At 62.7% G+C, this 14,306-nt stretch carries 13 protein-coding genes; 2 read left to right on the forward strand and 11 right to left on the reverse strand.

Annotation, left to right across the window (positions count from 1 at the left end; all coding sequences use genetic code 11):
• Nucleotides 1-84 precede the first annotated feature (84 nt).
• Nucleotides 85-747 carry an HAD-IB family phosphatase gene (locus ACYQ00_RS13865; RefSeq protein WP_460032735.1) on the forward strand — a complete coding sequence of 221 codons (663 nt, stop codon included), beginning with the start codon at nt 85-87 and terminating at the stop codon, nt 745-747.
• The gene (locus ACYQ00_RS13870; RefSeq protein ID WP_460032736.1) at nt 744-1,886 is read left to right on the forward strand and encodes an iron-containing alcohol dehydrogenase family protein; all 1,143 of its coding nucleotides are present in this window, start codon (nt 744-746) and stop codon (nt 1,884-1,886) included. Before ACYQ00_RS13865 ends, ACYQ00_RS13870 begins: the two co-directional genes overlap by 4 nt.
• Before the next feature lie 87 nt (nt 1,887-1,973).
• Here the strand turns inward: ACYQ00_RS13870 and ACYQ00_RS13875 are convergent, their stop codons facing one another.
• The 11 genes from ACYQ00_RS13875 to ACYQ00_RS13925 form a co-directional block, all read right to left on the reverse strand.
• Nucleotides 1,974-3,146, reverse strand: coding sequence for a glycosyltransferase family 4 protein (locus ACYQ00_RS13875; RefSeq protein ID WP_460032737.1), 1,173 nt, complete (start codon nt 3,144-3,146; stop codon nt 1,974-1,976).
• Nucleotides 3,143-4,078: an NAD-dependent epimerase/dehydratase family protein gene (locus tag ACYQ00_RS13880; protein ID WP_460032738.1), complete on the reverse strand. Its 936-nt coding sequence runs from the start codon at nt 4,076-4,078 to the stop codon at nt 3,143-3,145. Before ACYQ00_RS13880 ends, ACYQ00_RS13875 begins: the two co-directional genes overlap by 4 nt.
• Nucleotides 4,075-4,905 carry a class I SAM-dependent methyltransferase gene (locus tag ACYQ00_RS13885; RefSeq protein ID WP_460032739.1) on the reverse strand — a complete coding sequence of 277 codons (831 nt, stop codon included), beginning with the start codon at nt 4,903-4,905 and terminating at the stop codon, nt 4,075-4,077. Before ACYQ00_RS13885 ends, ACYQ00_RS13880 begins: the two co-directional genes overlap by 4 nt.
• Nucleotides 4,902-5,525, reverse strand: a complete 624-nt coding sequence (locus tag ACYQ00_RS13890) for an acyltransferase (RefSeq protein WP_460032740.1) — start codon at nt 5,523-5,525, stop codon at nt 4,902-4,904. The genes ACYQ00_RS13885 and ACYQ00_RS13890 overlap by 4 nt, the downstream gene beginning before the upstream one ends.
• Nucleotides 5,526-5,554: 29 nt before the next feature.
• Nucleotides 5,555-6,541, reverse strand: a complete 987-nt coding sequence (locus tag ACYQ00_RS13895) for a glycosyltransferase family protein (RefSeq protein WP_460032741.1) — start codon at nt 6,539-6,541, stop codon at nt 5,555-5,557.
• A gap of 26 nt (nt 6,542-6,567) precedes the next feature.
• Nucleotides 6,568-8,034 (reverse strand): glycosyltransferase family protein, encoded by a 1,467-nt coding sequence (locus ACYQ00_RS13900; protein WP_460032742.1) that lies wholly within the window; start codon nt 8,032-8,034, stop codon nt 6,568-6,570.
• A 9-nt stretch (nt 8,035-8,043) separates the two neighbouring features.
• The gene (locus ACYQ00_RS13905) at nt 8,044-8,787 is read right to left on the reverse strand and encodes an FkbM family methyltransferase (protein WP_460032743.1); all 744 of its coding nucleotides are present in this window, start codon (nt 8,785-8,787) and stop codon (nt 8,044-8,046) included.
• A gap of 5 nt (nt 8,788-8,792) precedes the next feature.
• Nucleotides 8,793-9,725 (reverse strand): glycosyltransferase, encoded by a 933-nt coding sequence (locus tag ACYQ00_RS13910; RefSeq protein WP_460032744.1) that lies wholly within the window; start codon nt 9,723-9,725, stop codon nt 8,793-8,795.
• 15 nt (nt 9,726-9,740) lie between these two features.
• On the reverse strand, nt 9,741-11,684 hold the full coding sequence (gene asnB, locus ACYQ00_RS13915) for an asparagine synthase (glutamine-hydrolyzing) (RefSeq protein ID WP_460032745.1): 1,944 nt from the start codon (nt 11,682-11,684) through the stop codon (nt 9,741-9,743).
• A gap of 73 nt (nt 11,685-11,757) precedes the next feature.
• Entirely contained in the window at nt 11,758-13,269 is a 1,512-nt protein-coding gene (locus tag ACYQ00_RS13920) for a diacylglycerol kinase catalytic domain-containing protein (RefSeq protein WP_460032746.1), read from the reverse strand.
• 34 nt (nt 13,270-13,303) lie between these two features.
• Complete coding sequence (locus ACYQ00_RS13925) at nt 13,304-14,305, reverse strand: class I SAM-dependent methyltransferase (RefSeq protein WP_460032747.1); 1,002 nt, start codon at nt 14,303-14,305, stop codon at nt 13,304-13,306.
• Between the last annotated feature and the right edge of the window lies 1 nt (nt 14,306).

Below are 14,306 nucleotides of genomic sequence, written 5' to 3' on the forward strand. Positions count from 1 at the left end.
ATTGCCACGGGGGCGCGCTATGTGGTCTACTGCGTGAGCCTGACGTGTTGTCGTTACAGCCAGCCAGAGGATGGTTTCCTTCTCATGACGCATGCCGTACTGGTCACCGATTTTGATGGCACCATGACCGTGAATGATTTTTACAAGCTCGTGGCCGCGCGCCTGCTGCCTCCCGACGCCCTGACGCCCTGGGAGGACTACCGCGCCGGGCACATCACCCACTTCACGGCCCTGCAGCGCATCTTCGCCCGGCTGGACGCCACAGACGCCCAGCTTGAGGAGATCGTCCGCCTGATGGAGCCCGTGCAGGGCCTGGCCGACGCCGTAGGCCGGCTGCGCACGGCGGGCTGGGAGGTGATTGTGGCTTCGGCCGGCTGCGACTGGTACATCCGCCGCATCCTGACTGCCCTGGGTCTGGAGATGGAGGTCCACGCCAACCCCGGCACGCACGAAGGCCCTGTGGGCCCCCTGCGCATGGAAGCACCGGATAAATCGCCCTTCTTTTGTCTGGAAACCGGGGTGGACAAGGCGGCCATTGTCCGGTTCCACCTGGAGCGCGGGGCAACGGTGGCCTTTGCCGGCGATGGTTTCGCCGATCTGCCCGCCGCCCTGGCCACACCGGCAGCGCGCCGCTTTGCCCGTGCCGATCTGGCCACCGCCCTGGCCGAGCGCGGGGAGCCATACCGTCCGTTCGAAACCTGGCCGCAAGTGGCCGACGCCCTGCTGGCGGAAGGGGGCCGGCCATGACCCGCGCCACGCTCATATCCGTTCCCGGGCTGGTGCGTATCAAGCCCGGCGCATTGGCCCGGCTGGGGGTGTACCTGCATCGTGGCGGGCATCAGCGGGTGCTGGTGCTGGCCACCCAGGGCCTGCCTGCGCCTGTGCTGGTCACCGTGCGTGAGAGTCTGGCCCAGGAGGATGTGGAAGTCGCCAGCTGGTCGGAAGTGCTGGATAATTCCTTCGAAGATGCCGCCAGCGCCTTTGCCGCCCTGCCCAAAAAGACCACCGCCGTGGTCGGGCTGGGAGGCGGCAAGGCCCTGGACATGGCCAAGTACCTGGCCTTTCTGGCCCGGCTGCCCTATTTCGCCGTCCCCACGTCGCTTTCGAACGACGGGTTCTGCAGCCCCCAGGCCAGTCTGACCCTGGCTGGTAAGCGCCGTTCCCTGGCCGCAGCTTTGCCGCAAGGGGTGGTGGTGGATGTGGAGGTCTGCCTGGCAGCCCCGCGGATCCTCTGGCTTTCCGGCGTGGGGGATCTGGTCTCCAAGCTCACGGCGGTCTATGACTGGAAACTGGCCTTCCACCACCGCGGCGAGGCTGTGGACGATCTGGCGGCCCTGCTTTCCGACGCCACGGTGCACCAGTTCCTGGCCTCGCCGCGGTTTGACGTGCAGGGCATGAGCCTGCTCGGCACGGCGTTGATGCTCAACGGCATCGCCATGGAGATTTGCGGTTCCTCCCGCCCGGCCAGCGGCGGCGAGCACCTGATCTCCCACGCCCTGGATGCCATCTCCACCCGCCCCCGGCTGCATGGCCTGCAGGTGGGTGTGGCCACCTACCTCATGGGCCGGCTACAGGATCGGGTCAAAGAGAAGCTGCGTGAACAGACGCCGGGCCAGATGTCGGGCCAGATGTCGGGCCAGATGTCGGGCCAGACGTCGGGCCAGCCAGCGGAAACAGCCGCCACGGTGGACCGCCTCTTCCGCGAGACCGGCTTCTGGGACGCCGTGCGTGCCGACCCCTTCTCCCGCGCCGAATGGCTGGAGGCGGTGCGGCTGGCGCCGTCCATCAAGGAAGAGTTCTTCACCATCCTGTCCCTGCGGGACTGCCTGCCCGAAGTGCAGGAACTGCTGGATGCGGACCCGGTGCTGGCGGGGTGCTTTGTGTAGCGGCGGTTGGAGGGAGTCAGGAATACTTCGGGGGCGCCTTTAACAGGGCGCCCCCATTTGTCTGAATGGGACCGCGCTTGCCGACGTTCAGCGCCTGTGTGCGCCGACCACCCGCAGGACGATTTCCTCGTAGGCCTGCCCATACTGCCGCATGCGGTCCGGCAGGGCGGCTTCGGCCTCGGCCAGGGCGCGCTGTTCGATGGCCGGGTCATAGGTGGCCAGGGTCTGGCGCATCAGCGCGGCCAGTTCGGCCGGAGTGTGCGGATCAAAGTACGAACCCCGCGCCGGAGCCTGCTCCCGGTGCACGGGCAGGTTGGAGAGCAGCAGCCGTTTGCCCAGGCTTTTGCCCTCCTCCACCGTGGTGCTCCACCCCTCAAAAAGGGAGGGGTTGATGAGAGCCACGGCCTGACGCATGAGCACGGCCACTTCCGGGTAGGGCAGCAGGCCGAGAAAGCGAAAACGATCCGCCAGGCCCGCCTCGGCCACGCGTGCCTGCAGGGCAGGGAAGAATTCCGGATTGCGATAATCCTGGGCCGAGCCGGTACTGAGCACCAGGGGCGGCTTGCCGCCGGGCGTTTCCCGGGCCAGCAACTGCAAGGCTTCCACCACCACGGCGTGGTTCTTGTGCGCCCACAGCTGGTTGGGGACGTGGAAGAACGGTTCGTCTATGCCGTGGGCAGCCAGCACCTGGGCGGCGTCCGGCAGGGTGTGCGCCGGGGGGGAGTGGGCCACAAAGCGCAACACATGCGTCTTGGCTTCGGCTTCGGGGTGCAGTTTGAGGAAGTCCTGCCGGGCGTCCTCGCTGCTAAGGAGCACGCCCTGGGCGTGCGCGGCCACGTTGCGCTCAATTTTCCGGCGGTGCTGGAGATCCTCGGCAGTGAACAGATGCGGCAAATGATGGTGCTGAAAGTCCGGCAGCCAGTACAACGCGGGCAAGGCCGAGTGCCGGCCGAGCACGGCCCCGTGAGAGAAAAGCTGGATGTCCTGGCGCAGCAGCTGGGTTGTATAATAATAACCACGATGCAGGAAACGCTCATCCACCTCGCGCCACAGCCGGCCCAGCAGACGCCGCCGGGGCGCAGGGAAAATGGCCGTCGGAAAGTGCGCCAGTGGTTCAGGCAAGCCCTGGGTGTGGCCAAGGATCACAGGCTGGATGCGCCGCTCGGGCAGTTGCAGCAACGCTTCGCCGAGGTTGACGAAATAATTGAGCCCGCCGATCCAGCCGGGATTGTTGGGGACCATCCAGGCAACGCGGATCATGCGGAATCACCGCCTTGCGCGTCAAACCAGCGGATGTAGGCGGCCAGTCCTGCTTCCAGAGGAACCTGCGGCGTGAATCCCCAGGCTTGCGCCCGCCGGACATCGGCCACCAGGTGGCAGGGATCGCCGGGTTTGACGGCTTGCGAGAACACCGGAATGCGCGGAGGGGAAAGCAGCGCGCCAAGACGGGTCAGCAATTCGCGGATGGTCAGCCCCACGCCGGTGGCGCCATTGACCACAGGGCTGTCTGCCGTGGCATGGTCCACGGCCAAGGCCAAAAGTCGTGCGGCGTCATCCACATGAAGCCAGTCCCGTTGTTCTTCCCCGGTGCCAAAGAAGGTGAAGTCTCCGGCTTTGGCCTTGGTGCAGGCGTCCCAAAGCAGCTGTTTGTACAAGCCGTTGCCATATAATGAGAAAAAGCGGACCAGGGCCGAGGGCACGCCGTAGCGCGCGCCGTGGGCGCGGCACAGATCCTCGACCATGCATTTGTGCAGGCCGTAGGGCGAGATGGGCGCTCCGGCGAATTCTTCCCGCAGGGGGAGCTCGGCGCGGGCGCCGTACACGGCGGCGCTGGAAGGATAAATCACTTTTACCGCTGGCGAGCGGAGGCGGGCGAATTCCAGAACATCCACCATGGTGCCAACGGTGGCGAGAAAGTCTTCCCGCGGGTGGTCGATGCTGTAGCCCACACTGCTGCCGCCGGCGCAATGCACCACGGCGGCAGGATCACCAAGCTCCCTGGCTGCTGCCTCCAGCATCTCCAGGGTCACGGCGCCTGTGCGCCAGTGGCGGATGCCCCAGGCGCTGGGCGCTTCCTGCTGCCAGCAGTCGAACCCCAGGCCCAGCACCGTCCAGCCGGCCCGTTCGAGTTGGCGGGCCACATGCCGGCCCAGGAATCCGGAGGCCCCCGTCACGTATGCCAATGCACTCATGGCCGCCTCCCCACAAAGGTGTACAGCCTGCCGGGCTCGGTCAAGGCCCTGCTGCGCCGGCGCACCAGGGCCATGGGCACCAGGCGATGGCTCGGCAGATGCCAGCGCCGGGCCCACTGCCGGCGAATATCCTCCACTGTGGAAGGGTAGATATTGATGTCCGACTCCCAGGGCGAGAGCACATGGGTCAGCGCAAAGCCGGCCGTGCGCAGCGCCTGCAGGTACCGCGGCAGGGTGAAGGCGTGCTCGCCGCCGTACAGGCGGTGCAGGCTGTGCGCTTCCAGAAAGATGGCCAGATCGGCCTCGTTGTCCACCACGTGTTCACGGGTGGCGATGAAGGTCCCGCCGGGCTTGAGCACGCGGAACAGCTCGGCGCAGAACTGTTCCAGATCCCGGGCGTGGTGCAGCACCTGGCGGGCGTGGACCACATCGAAGCTGGCATCGTCAAAGGGCATGCGCTCGCCCATCTGCTGCTCGATGACGATGGGCAGGCCGCTTTCGTGAGCCAGAGCGGCGATGGCCCCCGCGCCCACGAGTCCGCTGGGGTCGGGCTCCAGGGCCGTGACCTGCCAGCCGTCGGCGGCGAGGGCGTAGGAGGCGATGCCGCGCCCCGCACCCACATCCAGCGCGCGCGCACCTGGGGTCGGCCGGGGGAGCAGGTCCCGCACGGCGCGCCATTCGGTGCACTCGTGAAACCGCTTGGCGGCGTCGAACAGGGGATCATCAAAGAAACAGGCACGTACCAGGGCCTCGCTGCCGGGCTGGGCACGCAGCCAGGCCACGGCTTCTTCCCAGGTCATGCTGTTGGCGGGAGGAGTGTCACTCATGCGCGGTGCTCTGGGGGCGTCAGGGTGCGGATGACGCGGGCGGGATTGCCCGCCACAAGGGTCATTGGCGGGACATCCTTGGTAACGACGGAGCCGGCACCCACCACGGCGCCTTCGCCGATGGTCACGCCGGACAGGATGATACTCTGACAGCAGATGAGGGCGTCGTTTTCGATGCGAACAGGGCGTTCTCGCAACGTAATGTCGCTGGGGTGGCCGGCAGTTATGATATGCTTGTATTGCGCATGTCTTGCATGCAAATCGTCTATCGGATGCGTGTCACAATCAAAAATATTGACATGGTGCGAGATGAGCACGCGATCGCCAATATCAATAGACAGGGCGGACCAGATGTGCGTGCCCTCACCAACATAACAATAATCTCCCAATTTTACACGTCCGCCATGGCCGAAAGTCATCAATTCCCCGCGGACATATGTATATTCGCCTAAAACAATGTCCTCGGGCTTCATCGTACAGTTAATTATTTGTGCAGTGGGAAACAACTTTGCGGTTGGGGCTGCTGTGCAGTGTTTGCGCAAAGAGAGTTCAGGATCAGGAGGAGGATTGTGGCAACGGATGCCTAACAAAGAACAAATGCGCAAAATAAAAGGGTTCATTAACTCCTCCTGCCTAGCTTTGCAACAGATTATCTGCGCTTTATGTAAAAGATTGAACGAAGATATGACGCCAAACTTTGAAGCGCGCGTACAGGGGCGCGATGCGTGGAGGAATAACAAGAAGCACTAGGTGCATTGCGCACAGATGCGTGCAACGCAGACAAATACTGTTTGTACTTTGATAAACCCAAGATACTTATTTCAAGTGATCTCGGGAAAGCAGTCACTTGGTCTTGGCTGGCGCATTGGCGCATGAAGGTATCACAACCGCAGTTTGTTCCAGTACCATCGTGCCCGATGTTATCCACGAGACTAGCCCTGGGATGCAGACAGAGCCCATTTTTTTGAAAAACACTAGCATACCAAAAGACTGCCCAGGTTTTCAAAGTTCCTGCCCTGTTGGCCAGAATCTGTCCCCAGTAGTCGTACGCGCCATCCAGATTGAAGCGGTGAATGTCGTCTGCAGAAAACGAGCGGACAAACATTTCGGCATCGCGGGAAAAGTGCGCCCAGGCCCGTTGCCAGGTGGCCCAGCCCCAGCAGGAGGAGTGGCCCAGGAAAAAGGATTCCGGCAGGCCGGTGGGGTCGATGTCGAAGTTGTGGCCGGCAATATGCATCACTTGTGGCGCGTCGGCGTAGCGGTCCAGGGCGTCGTTCATGTACTGCAGGAAATGGCAGGAGGTGACGATATCGTCCTCCAGCACGATGACGCGGCCGTGGCTGGCGCACAGGGTGGTGACGCCGTCCACGATGGAGTCGGCCAGTCCCCAGTTGCGGTCCCGTTCCACCACATGCACGGCGGCAAAGGCGCTGCCAAGTTGTGTGGCGCGGGCCAGCTCGCGCACGTCCCGGACGGCCTGGGCGTCTTGTTCGTGGCGAGGGCCATCGGAAAAAATGGTCACCTCGGTCTGGCTGGCCAGGGTATTGGCGGCCAGGGCGTCCAGGGTGGCTTGCAAATGGTCCGGCCGTGCATAGGCGAAGAGTGCGACCGGGGCCAGGGTGTGGGCGGGTGTCATGGCATGCATGCTCTGAATACGTCAGGTCAGGCAAGGGTTTGTTCGAAGAATGCGTTCAGGGCCACGGCCATCTGTTGTTCTGAAAAATCAGCCTGGTATGCAGCATAACATTCCGGCGGCACCGGGCGTGCGCGCAAGGTTTCCAGGGCGGTGAGCAGCGCGTCCTCATCGTCCTCAGGAATGGCGAGGCCGATGCCATATTTTTCGACGCGTCGATGCATCAGGCTGCCTTGCGAAACGAGGATGGGTTTTTCGAACAGGGCGGCTTTGCTGGGCATGTTGCTGCTTTGGTCAAACCCTTTGTACGCAGCGAACAGGAACTGGGCGCTATGAATGACGCTGTTCATGTCGCGTTCCTGGGCGAAGAAGACGTCATGCAGGAAGGTGTGTTCCATCGCGGCAAAAGAGTCGAGCAGATCCAATTCATCGTTTGAGAGGGCCGAATACTGCAACTGGCCGACGATGGCGAAGAAGAAACCGGAATCAACGTGCTTCAAGGCTGCGTTACAAAAATGGTGCACATTTTTTCTCGATTCAATGGATCCGCACAGCAGCACAATAGGCCTGCCGGCAGCCTTTTGCAGCAGCTGCCGCACGACTTCTCCCTGACAATCCGGCAGCTCTGCGTAGGTGATGTCCGGCACAAAGGCGAATGTTTTTCCCGGAAACGCCCTGCCATAAGTCTCCACGGCATGTTCGTCCAAAAAACACAGTCCCCGGAATACAGAAGTGGCGAGGTACTGCTCCGCCCCAACCGCCGAACCTTTGAATGGGCAAAAACGCAGGCCACCCCAAGGTGGCATTCTGGCGGGAGAGTGCATCCAGGCCGGGCTGAAGGTAAGCCAGATGTCGGTATACATGCAGAAGAAGAAATCTGGTTTCCAGGCCGCCCTGGTCTGCGCGTAATCGGCGGCCCGGAAGAGCACGTCGGGAGACAGCAGCCCCATGCATGGCGGAGGGCAAGGCTTTTCGCAGGCCTGCCGCGCAGGAAACAACCTGATGATGGCATACACGCATGGGACGATGACGTGAAGCGCCCGACGCTTGAGCTGCTGCAGGAGCGGCGCCTCGGGGTCGACCTGCACTTCCGGAGCGTTGGCGGCATACAACGGGGCATTGACCTCCCACTTGTACCGCAGTGTGACTTTGAAGGGCTTTTCCGCTGCACGCTTGCTGCGAGTGCCACGCAATTGAGCCCGCCACCTCTTGCCGGCTTCAAGGACAGACTTGACGCGCGTCCGCAGCCGCATGGCCCAGGTAGGGGGTGGCAGCTCCAAAATCTGCAACCGAGGATCCGTCTCCACACCACTTTCAGACAAAATCTTGCGCAACGTCTGTGGACAAGGTGTCATGCAGACGACGTGATACTGCTGCTGCAGCAAGAGCGAAGCAAAAAGCGCAGTCCATGATTCGTGGTGTCCGGTGTTTGTTGCATGATTATACAACAAAATGGTCTTGCGCTGTTGGACAGGCTTGCGTTGTTGGGCTGTCACCGCAGATGCTCACACGTAGGTGTTTGAAGCAAAAACCGGATTGGTTTTTTTCAGGAAGAACAAATCCCACTGCCACAGGGCCAGGTCACGTTCGCGCCATAGGGGCTCCGAAAAATCGCAGAGCTGGAAGCCGTAATGGTCCATTTGCATGCACAGCTCATGGGACAGTAACGCCCCCTCATGCAGGCGGAACAGGTACGCCTCGATGATGGCCAGCTCCGTGTGGGCCAGCATCTGTTCCGCGCCTTCCAGAATCTGCTTCTCAAACCCGTGGGTATCAAGCTTGAGCAGGAACGGGCCACTCAGCTTGCGCTCCGCCATCAGCGTATCCAGCCTGAGCATGGGCCGTTCCTGGGTGCAGCCGGCAACCTGTTCATTGGAGGCCAAGCCGCCAAAATGGTCGCTTTCATCAAACCAGCAGGTGCCGTCCTTATTGCCTGCGGCGGCCAGCACATAGCTGGCATTCGGGTGCGTCTGGCAAAAGGCGTCCAGGCTGGCGGTATGGAAGGGTTGCGCCTCGATGAGCATGTAGTTCGTGTTCGGATAGTAGCGCATGCATTCCTGGCTCCAGGTGCCATTGGATGCGCCCACATCAATGACGGTTTCAAGGCGGAGGCCGCGATTGGATACCCGCTCAAGGGCTCTGGAGGTGGAGGCGGCATAGAATGTGGCCCACTCGGGAGTGCGCGGCGTCTCGGTTTCTTCGGCCGGTTTCCGAACCGTGGTCAGGCGGTTGATAATTTTTCGGAGCATGCGGTTCACCAGGCCTTGTGAAAATGTTTGAGGAGCGTCACATGAGGAGGCATTTTATTGATCAGCCGGGCCAGCCACTGCGCCTTGCGGGAGCAATGACGTACGGAATCCATCCAGCTGCGGTCATCCGACTCCATGCACCAAGGGTACGAGGTCAGCGGGATGCCCGTATTGAGGCAGTTTCGGAAGGCCTTGAGCCGCTCCGGACGGGGGCTAATCCGATCCATTTCCGCGCGGTAGGCATTCATGTCCTGGCTTTGCTGGCCAGGGCGGACATGAAAGCCGCCGAGTTGATGGTAGATGTGCGTCAACGGCGCATGGGCCGCAAAACGTCGCCACAAGTCCCAATCCCCGGCAAGGCGCAGGGAGGTGTCCAGGCCGCCTGCCTTGTCCCAGAGGCGTTTGCGCCAGAAGGTGCTTTCCTGCTGCACAAAGGGCCAGTGGATGCCATCGGCCAGCCCGGATGCAAGGATGGCCCGCGGGTATTTCGGCAGGCGATCCAGCCAGCTCAGGCGGCCAAGGTTGTCAAAGGCTGCCCACCAGCCAATGATCCAGTCCACACCGGGCTGCGCTTCAGCAAAACGAGCCATGGCGTCCAGTGCGCCGGGAAACAGTCCGTCATCCGCATTGCACCAGCCCATGAAATCGTCCGGCCCGATGGGGAGTTGCGCAAAACCGTTGACCAGAGCGTCGTACATGCCCTTGTCAGGCGCGCTTTGGTAGCTGAAGCGGATGGTGGTGGGGAGCAGCCCGCGCAAGCTGGCAAGCCGGGTCTTCCAGGCCTGAATTTTCTCCAGTGTGCCGTCGGTGGAGCCGCCATCCTGAATATGATAATGAAGTTCATGCGTTCCGGTTTGCGAAACGATGCTCCAGATGACTTCATCAATGGTTGCGACGGCATTGCGCACGGGAGTAACAAGAAATATCTTTTGCATCATGGCACCAAATGCAGTCTATCCAAGGATAATTTGCTGCCGCCACATTTCGATCAACAGCAGTTTGTAGGCGTAAAACAACGTGGGCCATCCACGGCTTGCGTGGTGCTGGAGCAGATCGTCCACTGCATCGCTGCGGATGAAGCCGTGTTGCACGAGATAGCCGTCGCGCAGCATGTGGCCGTAGTGGGCCACCACCTGGGAGAGCCACTCCCAGACCGGCGGCTGAAATCCCGCCTTGGGCCGGCCAAGCACTTCGTCCGGCAGCACGCCCTTGAGCGCGGCGCGCAGCCAGGCTTTCTGGCCCAGGGTATGATCCGGCACCCGGGCGCGCAGGGCCATGACCGTTTCGATGAGCTGCACATCCAGGAATGGCAGCCGGGATTCCACACTGGCGCCCATGCTCACGCGGTCGCCCAGGCTCAGGCAGTTGGAGGCCAGCCAGGTGTCGAAGAGCAGGCGGATGCAGGCCGCGGGCAGATCCGTGCCGGCGCGCGGGCCGATGGCCGTGGGGCGAAACGGGTTCTGCGGCGAAAGCGCAGCCATGGCGGGGCCATAGGCATCGGTTTTCAGGGAAAAGGCAGCGGAAAAGTCGTCGATGACCTCATAAAAGCTGAGTTGTCCCTCGGGCGTTCGCGTGTGGTGGACCTGCAGCAGGGCCGCGGCTCGCGCCCGCACCAGGGCAGGCACCCGGGCGGAACGGGCCAGGCGCGCCACAAGGCTGGCCACTGGCGGGAATCGCATGGCCTGGCCCAGGGGGTGCCTTGCATTGGCCTGCAGCTGCTCATTGCGAAGGACGGATTCCGCCACCCAGCTGTATCCCCAGAACAGTTCGTCCCCGCCGATGCCGGTGAGCAGCACCTTGATGCCCAGATCCCGCGCCGCGCGGGGGACGGAATAATGCCCGAAGGCCGCCGGGTCGGCGATGGGTTCGTCCATGATGCGAACCAGTTCCGGGAAAAAATCCAGGAAGCTGTCCACAGGCAGTTCCACTTCATGGAAGATCATGCCCAGCTGATCGGCCAGGGCCTTGGCCTGCACGCGTTCGTCATAGGGAGGCCGGCCCGGGTAGCCCACGCAAAAGGCGTGCATGGGCTCGGGGTAGTGCTTCTGGGCCAGGGCGGCCACGGCGCCGGAATCGATGCCGCCGGAGAGCGCCACACCCACGGGCACGTCAGAACGCAAGGTCAGGGTGACGGCATCTTCCAGGGAAGCGCGAATGCGTTCGAGAATGCCGGCGGTGTCCGTGGGCATGCCGGCAAAGACGTCGGCTGGCGGCAGGGAGGTTTCCACATCCCAGTAGCGGACTGGCTCGGCATGCAGACGTTCCGGCCCCAGGGTCAGCGTATGGGCTGCTGGCAGCTTGTGCACCCCCTGCAACAGGGTCCACGGTTCGGGCACATACTGATAATGCAGATACATATCCACCACAGCCGGGTCGAGTTCCGGTCGGGTGGGCAGCAGCGGCAGCAGGGCCTTGAGTTCCGAGGCGAAAAAGACGCGATCCCCGCTCTGACTGTAGAACAGGGGCCGCTCGCCGCAGCGGTCGCGGGCCAGGAACAGCGTTTTGGCCTGGGCGTCCCACAGGGCAAAGGCGAACATGCCCCGGAAACGCAGCACGCAGCGTTCCCCCCAGACGTGATAGGCCGCCAGGATGACTTCCGTGTCCGACGCCGTGGCGAACCGCTCCCCCGAAGCCTGCAACTCCTGGCGCAATTCCAGGTAGTTGTAAATTTCTCCATTGAAGACAATGGAATAGCGCCCACGGCCATAGTGCATGGGCTGCCCGGCGGCGTCGGAAAGGTCAATGATGGACAGGCGAGTGTGCCCCAGGGCGATGTGGGGCGCCTGGAACAGGCCGTTGCCGTCCGGGCCGCGGTGACGCAGGTTGGCCAGGGCAGATGGGGACAGCTCGGGCGGCGCGTCCGCAGATCGCTGCAGAATGCCTAGGATTCCACACATGGGTCAACACTCCGCAACCGCCCGGTTGAGGGATGATCACGGCACGAGCAGCATGGTGCGGATGACATCGCCTTCAGCCCTCGCAACGCAGGCATTGATGGATGAATGATTGCAGCACATCGGACAGACGGCTGGCTGAGAGCGCATCGCGGCAGGCGGAAAACTGTTCTTCCGGCACTGGCGACACCGCCATGTGTTCAAGGGCGGACAACATGGCTGCAGAGTCGTCCTCCGCCACGGTGCGGCCAATACCAAAACGTTCCACTCTGTTGCCCAACAGATAGCCTTTGGCTGCCAGCAGGGGCTTGCCGAACTGGGCCGCCTTTCCTAGCATATTGCTACTGTACGGGAACTGGTTATACGCAGCGAAAATCACGTCCGTCAAGGCGATGAGGGCGTTGAACTCCCGTTCGTCTTCCAGGTAGCCGGGGCGGACAAAAAGATGCTCGGGTGGTTGGAGCAGGAGACGGTCCGCGGCCTGCAGCTCGTCGCCATCCAGGGCGTCTCGACAGATTTCCCCGACCATGACGAAGAACCACCGCGCGGGATCAGCGCGGTGAATCAGCTCTTCCCAGCGCAGGATGTTCTTCTGGCTGCGGATGGCGCCACCTAAAAAGACAATCCGCCGTCCCCGGGCGCGCGCACGAATGGTGGCGGCCAGCTCGGGCTCGTGGTCAGGAAGTTCCGCAAAGGTGATGTCCGGCAAGGCGGCGAAGCATTTGTGCGGCATGGCCGCGGCATAGTCGCGGGTCAGGGCCGCATCCAGCAGGCAGGTGCCGCGCATGGAGTCCAGGGCGTAAAAGGCCTCCGGTGGACTGGGCGGCGGAGGGAGAAAGCGGATGCCCGCCCAGGGCAGGGAGGCCCGGGGCGTTTGGGATATCCGGGATATCCGGCGCGCAAAGGCCTGCCAGCGGCGCGGGGCGTGGCGGAGCTTGTCCAGAAACATGTGGAAGACGAGATCAGGGGGCGAGGGCGCCGTGTGCAGGGCGGCTTCCAGGTGCCGGGCCAGGGCCTCGGGGTCCTGGAACCAGTGATTGGTGTCGTCCTCCGGCAGGGTGGCGACATCGGCCCAGCGCAGGCCAGGCCAGCCGGACAGGGGCAGCCGGGCCAGGACCGGGCGCAACGGTGGCAGCAGGGATTGGAGCAGGCGCTTTTTGACGCGCCGCCGCCAGGGCATGCCGGGGGTGATCCGGCTGTCTTCCGTGCGTCGCACGTAGCGATCCACGGCAAAGGCGATGCGGTCCCAATACCGGGCCAGCTGTTCGGCCAGTTGTTCGGCCAGTCGGTTGGAGAGTTGTCCGGTGCGCCGCCCGGTGAGTCGCCTAGTGAGTCGCCTAGTGAGTCGCCCGGTGAGCCCTTTGGCGGGCGGGGTGGCCAACAACGATTCCTCCCAGGGCAGCACCTCCAGGCCGGCATGGCCAGCCTGCGCCCCCATGCGCCGGACAAAGGCCTCGCGCCCCGGCGTCAGCACCTGCACGCGAAACCCGGCCTCCAGCAGCGCCCGGGCAAAGAGCGCCAGCCAGGAATCGGCATGCCCGTGCCCGGAGACGGGATTGTAGAGCAGGATGGTGGGAGGGGTGTTCAATGTAGGTCAGCGGGCCAAGGGGCGGCCGCGGGGATTATTTGATCAGGTCAAAAAGGAGTGAGGTGTACCCGATATTGCGCTGCAGAAGCTCGTCGCGCAGGTGCGCCGGGATGGAGTTGTAAAACTGGGCGCGTACGTCGGGATCAGAAAGGTCAAACCCCACATTCGCGTCCGCCCTCCGCAGGATCATGCCGGCCTCCTCGGAGAAGGGCTTTTTGTGAAACTGGCCATTCTCATCAAAATATTCAATCAAGTCGATACGGAAGCCGCTGGTGGCCGCCAGTTCGGTCACAAGCTCATAGTCAAAAAAGAGTTTGTGCTCGTCCGGGGTTTCTTTTCCGCCCGGCTTCACTTGATTGTAGTAGTAACGGCTTGGGTGGTAGGCATCCGGTACGGCAATTCGCAATACCCCGCCAAGCTTGAGAAAGCGATGGGCCAGCTGGAATGCGGTCAGGCATTCACCATAGTTGAGATGCTCAAAGACATGCTCAGCCAGCAGATTATCAATGCTGTCTGGCAGGAACAGCCGCTCCCAGGAGGCTTGCGAAACGATGTCCAGGGAGTCGGCATCGGTGGCAATCCAGCCCGGGTGTCTATGCGTGCCGGCGCCCAGAATCACCCGGAGACGCATGTCAGACAATGCAGCCGGCGTCCCTGAGAGCTGGTTGCGGAGCGCCATCATCGTCTCGGCCTTGTGGTTTCGCAGCAAGACTTCGATGACTTCTGCCGTGTGCGTGTTTGTGAGCGTTTCGATCAGCTCCTCTGCAAGCGCGGGTAACAGGCGCCGGATCATCCCCCGCCCACGTTCGGAAGTCAAAAAAGTATCGAGTTCCTGGTGAGCGCTTGCCTGCTCCGGTTCTGACAGAATGGCGAGCAGCGCGTGGATGCTTTCCGGAGAGGTACGAATTTTATCGATGAGCGACTCGGAGGAGGTATGCTGGATGAGCAGCGCTTGCGGCGCTCTCCGAAGCAGGGCGTGCAGCGCAGCACGCTTTACGGCGCCGAGCACGCTGCGAAAGGGCACAAAGCGGGACATG

The organism is Megalodesulfovibrio paquesii (genome assembly GCF_054653055.1).

Bases quoted from the DNA above. Each gene is read 5' to 3' on its own strand.
- ACYQ00_RS13895 (WP_460032741.1), bottom strand. From the start codon at position 6,541: ATGACACCCGCCCACACCCTGGCCCCGGTCGCACTCTTCGCCTATGCA.
- ACYQ00_RS13870 (WP_460032736.1), top strand. From the start codon at position 744: ATGACCCGCGCCACGCTCATATCCGTTCCCGGGCTGGTGCGTATCAAG.
- asnB (WP_460032745.1), bottom strand. From the start codon at position 11,684: ATGTGTGGAATCCTAGGCATTCTGCAGCGATCTGCGGACGCGCCGCCC.
- ACYQ00_RS13905 (WP_460032743.1), bottom strand. From the start codon at position 8,787: ATGCTCCGAAAAATTATCAACCGCCTGACCACGGTTCGGAAACCGGCC.
- ACYQ00_RS13885 (WP_460032739.1), bottom strand. From the start codon at position 4,905: ATGAGTGACACTCCTCCCGCCAACAGCATGACCTGGGAAGAAGCCGTG.
- ACYQ00_RS13910 (WP_460032744.1), bottom strand. From the start codon at position 9,725: ATGATGCAAAAGATATTTCTTGTTACTCCCGTGCGCAATGCCGTCGCA.
- ACYQ00_RS13890 (WP_460032740.1), bottom strand. From the start codon at position 5,525: ATGAACCCTTTTATTTTGCGCATTTGTTCTTTGTTAGGCATCCGTTGC.
- ACYQ00_RS13865 (WP_460032735.1), top strand. From the start codon at position 85: ATGACGCATGCCGTACTGGTCACCGATTTTGATGGCACCATGACCGTG.
- ACYQ00_RS13925 (WP_460032747.1), bottom strand. From the start codon at position 14,305: ATGTCCCGCTTTGTGCCCTTTCGCAGCGTGCTCGGCGCCGTAAAGCGT.
- ACYQ00_RS13875 (WP_460032737.1), bottom strand. From the start codon at position 3,146: ATGATCCGCGTTGCCTGGATGGTCCCCAACAATCCCGGCTGGATCGGC.
- ACYQ00_RS13880 (WP_460032738.1), bottom strand. From the start codon at position 4,078: ATGAGTGCATTGGCATACGTGACGGGGGCCTCCGGATTCCTGGGCCGG.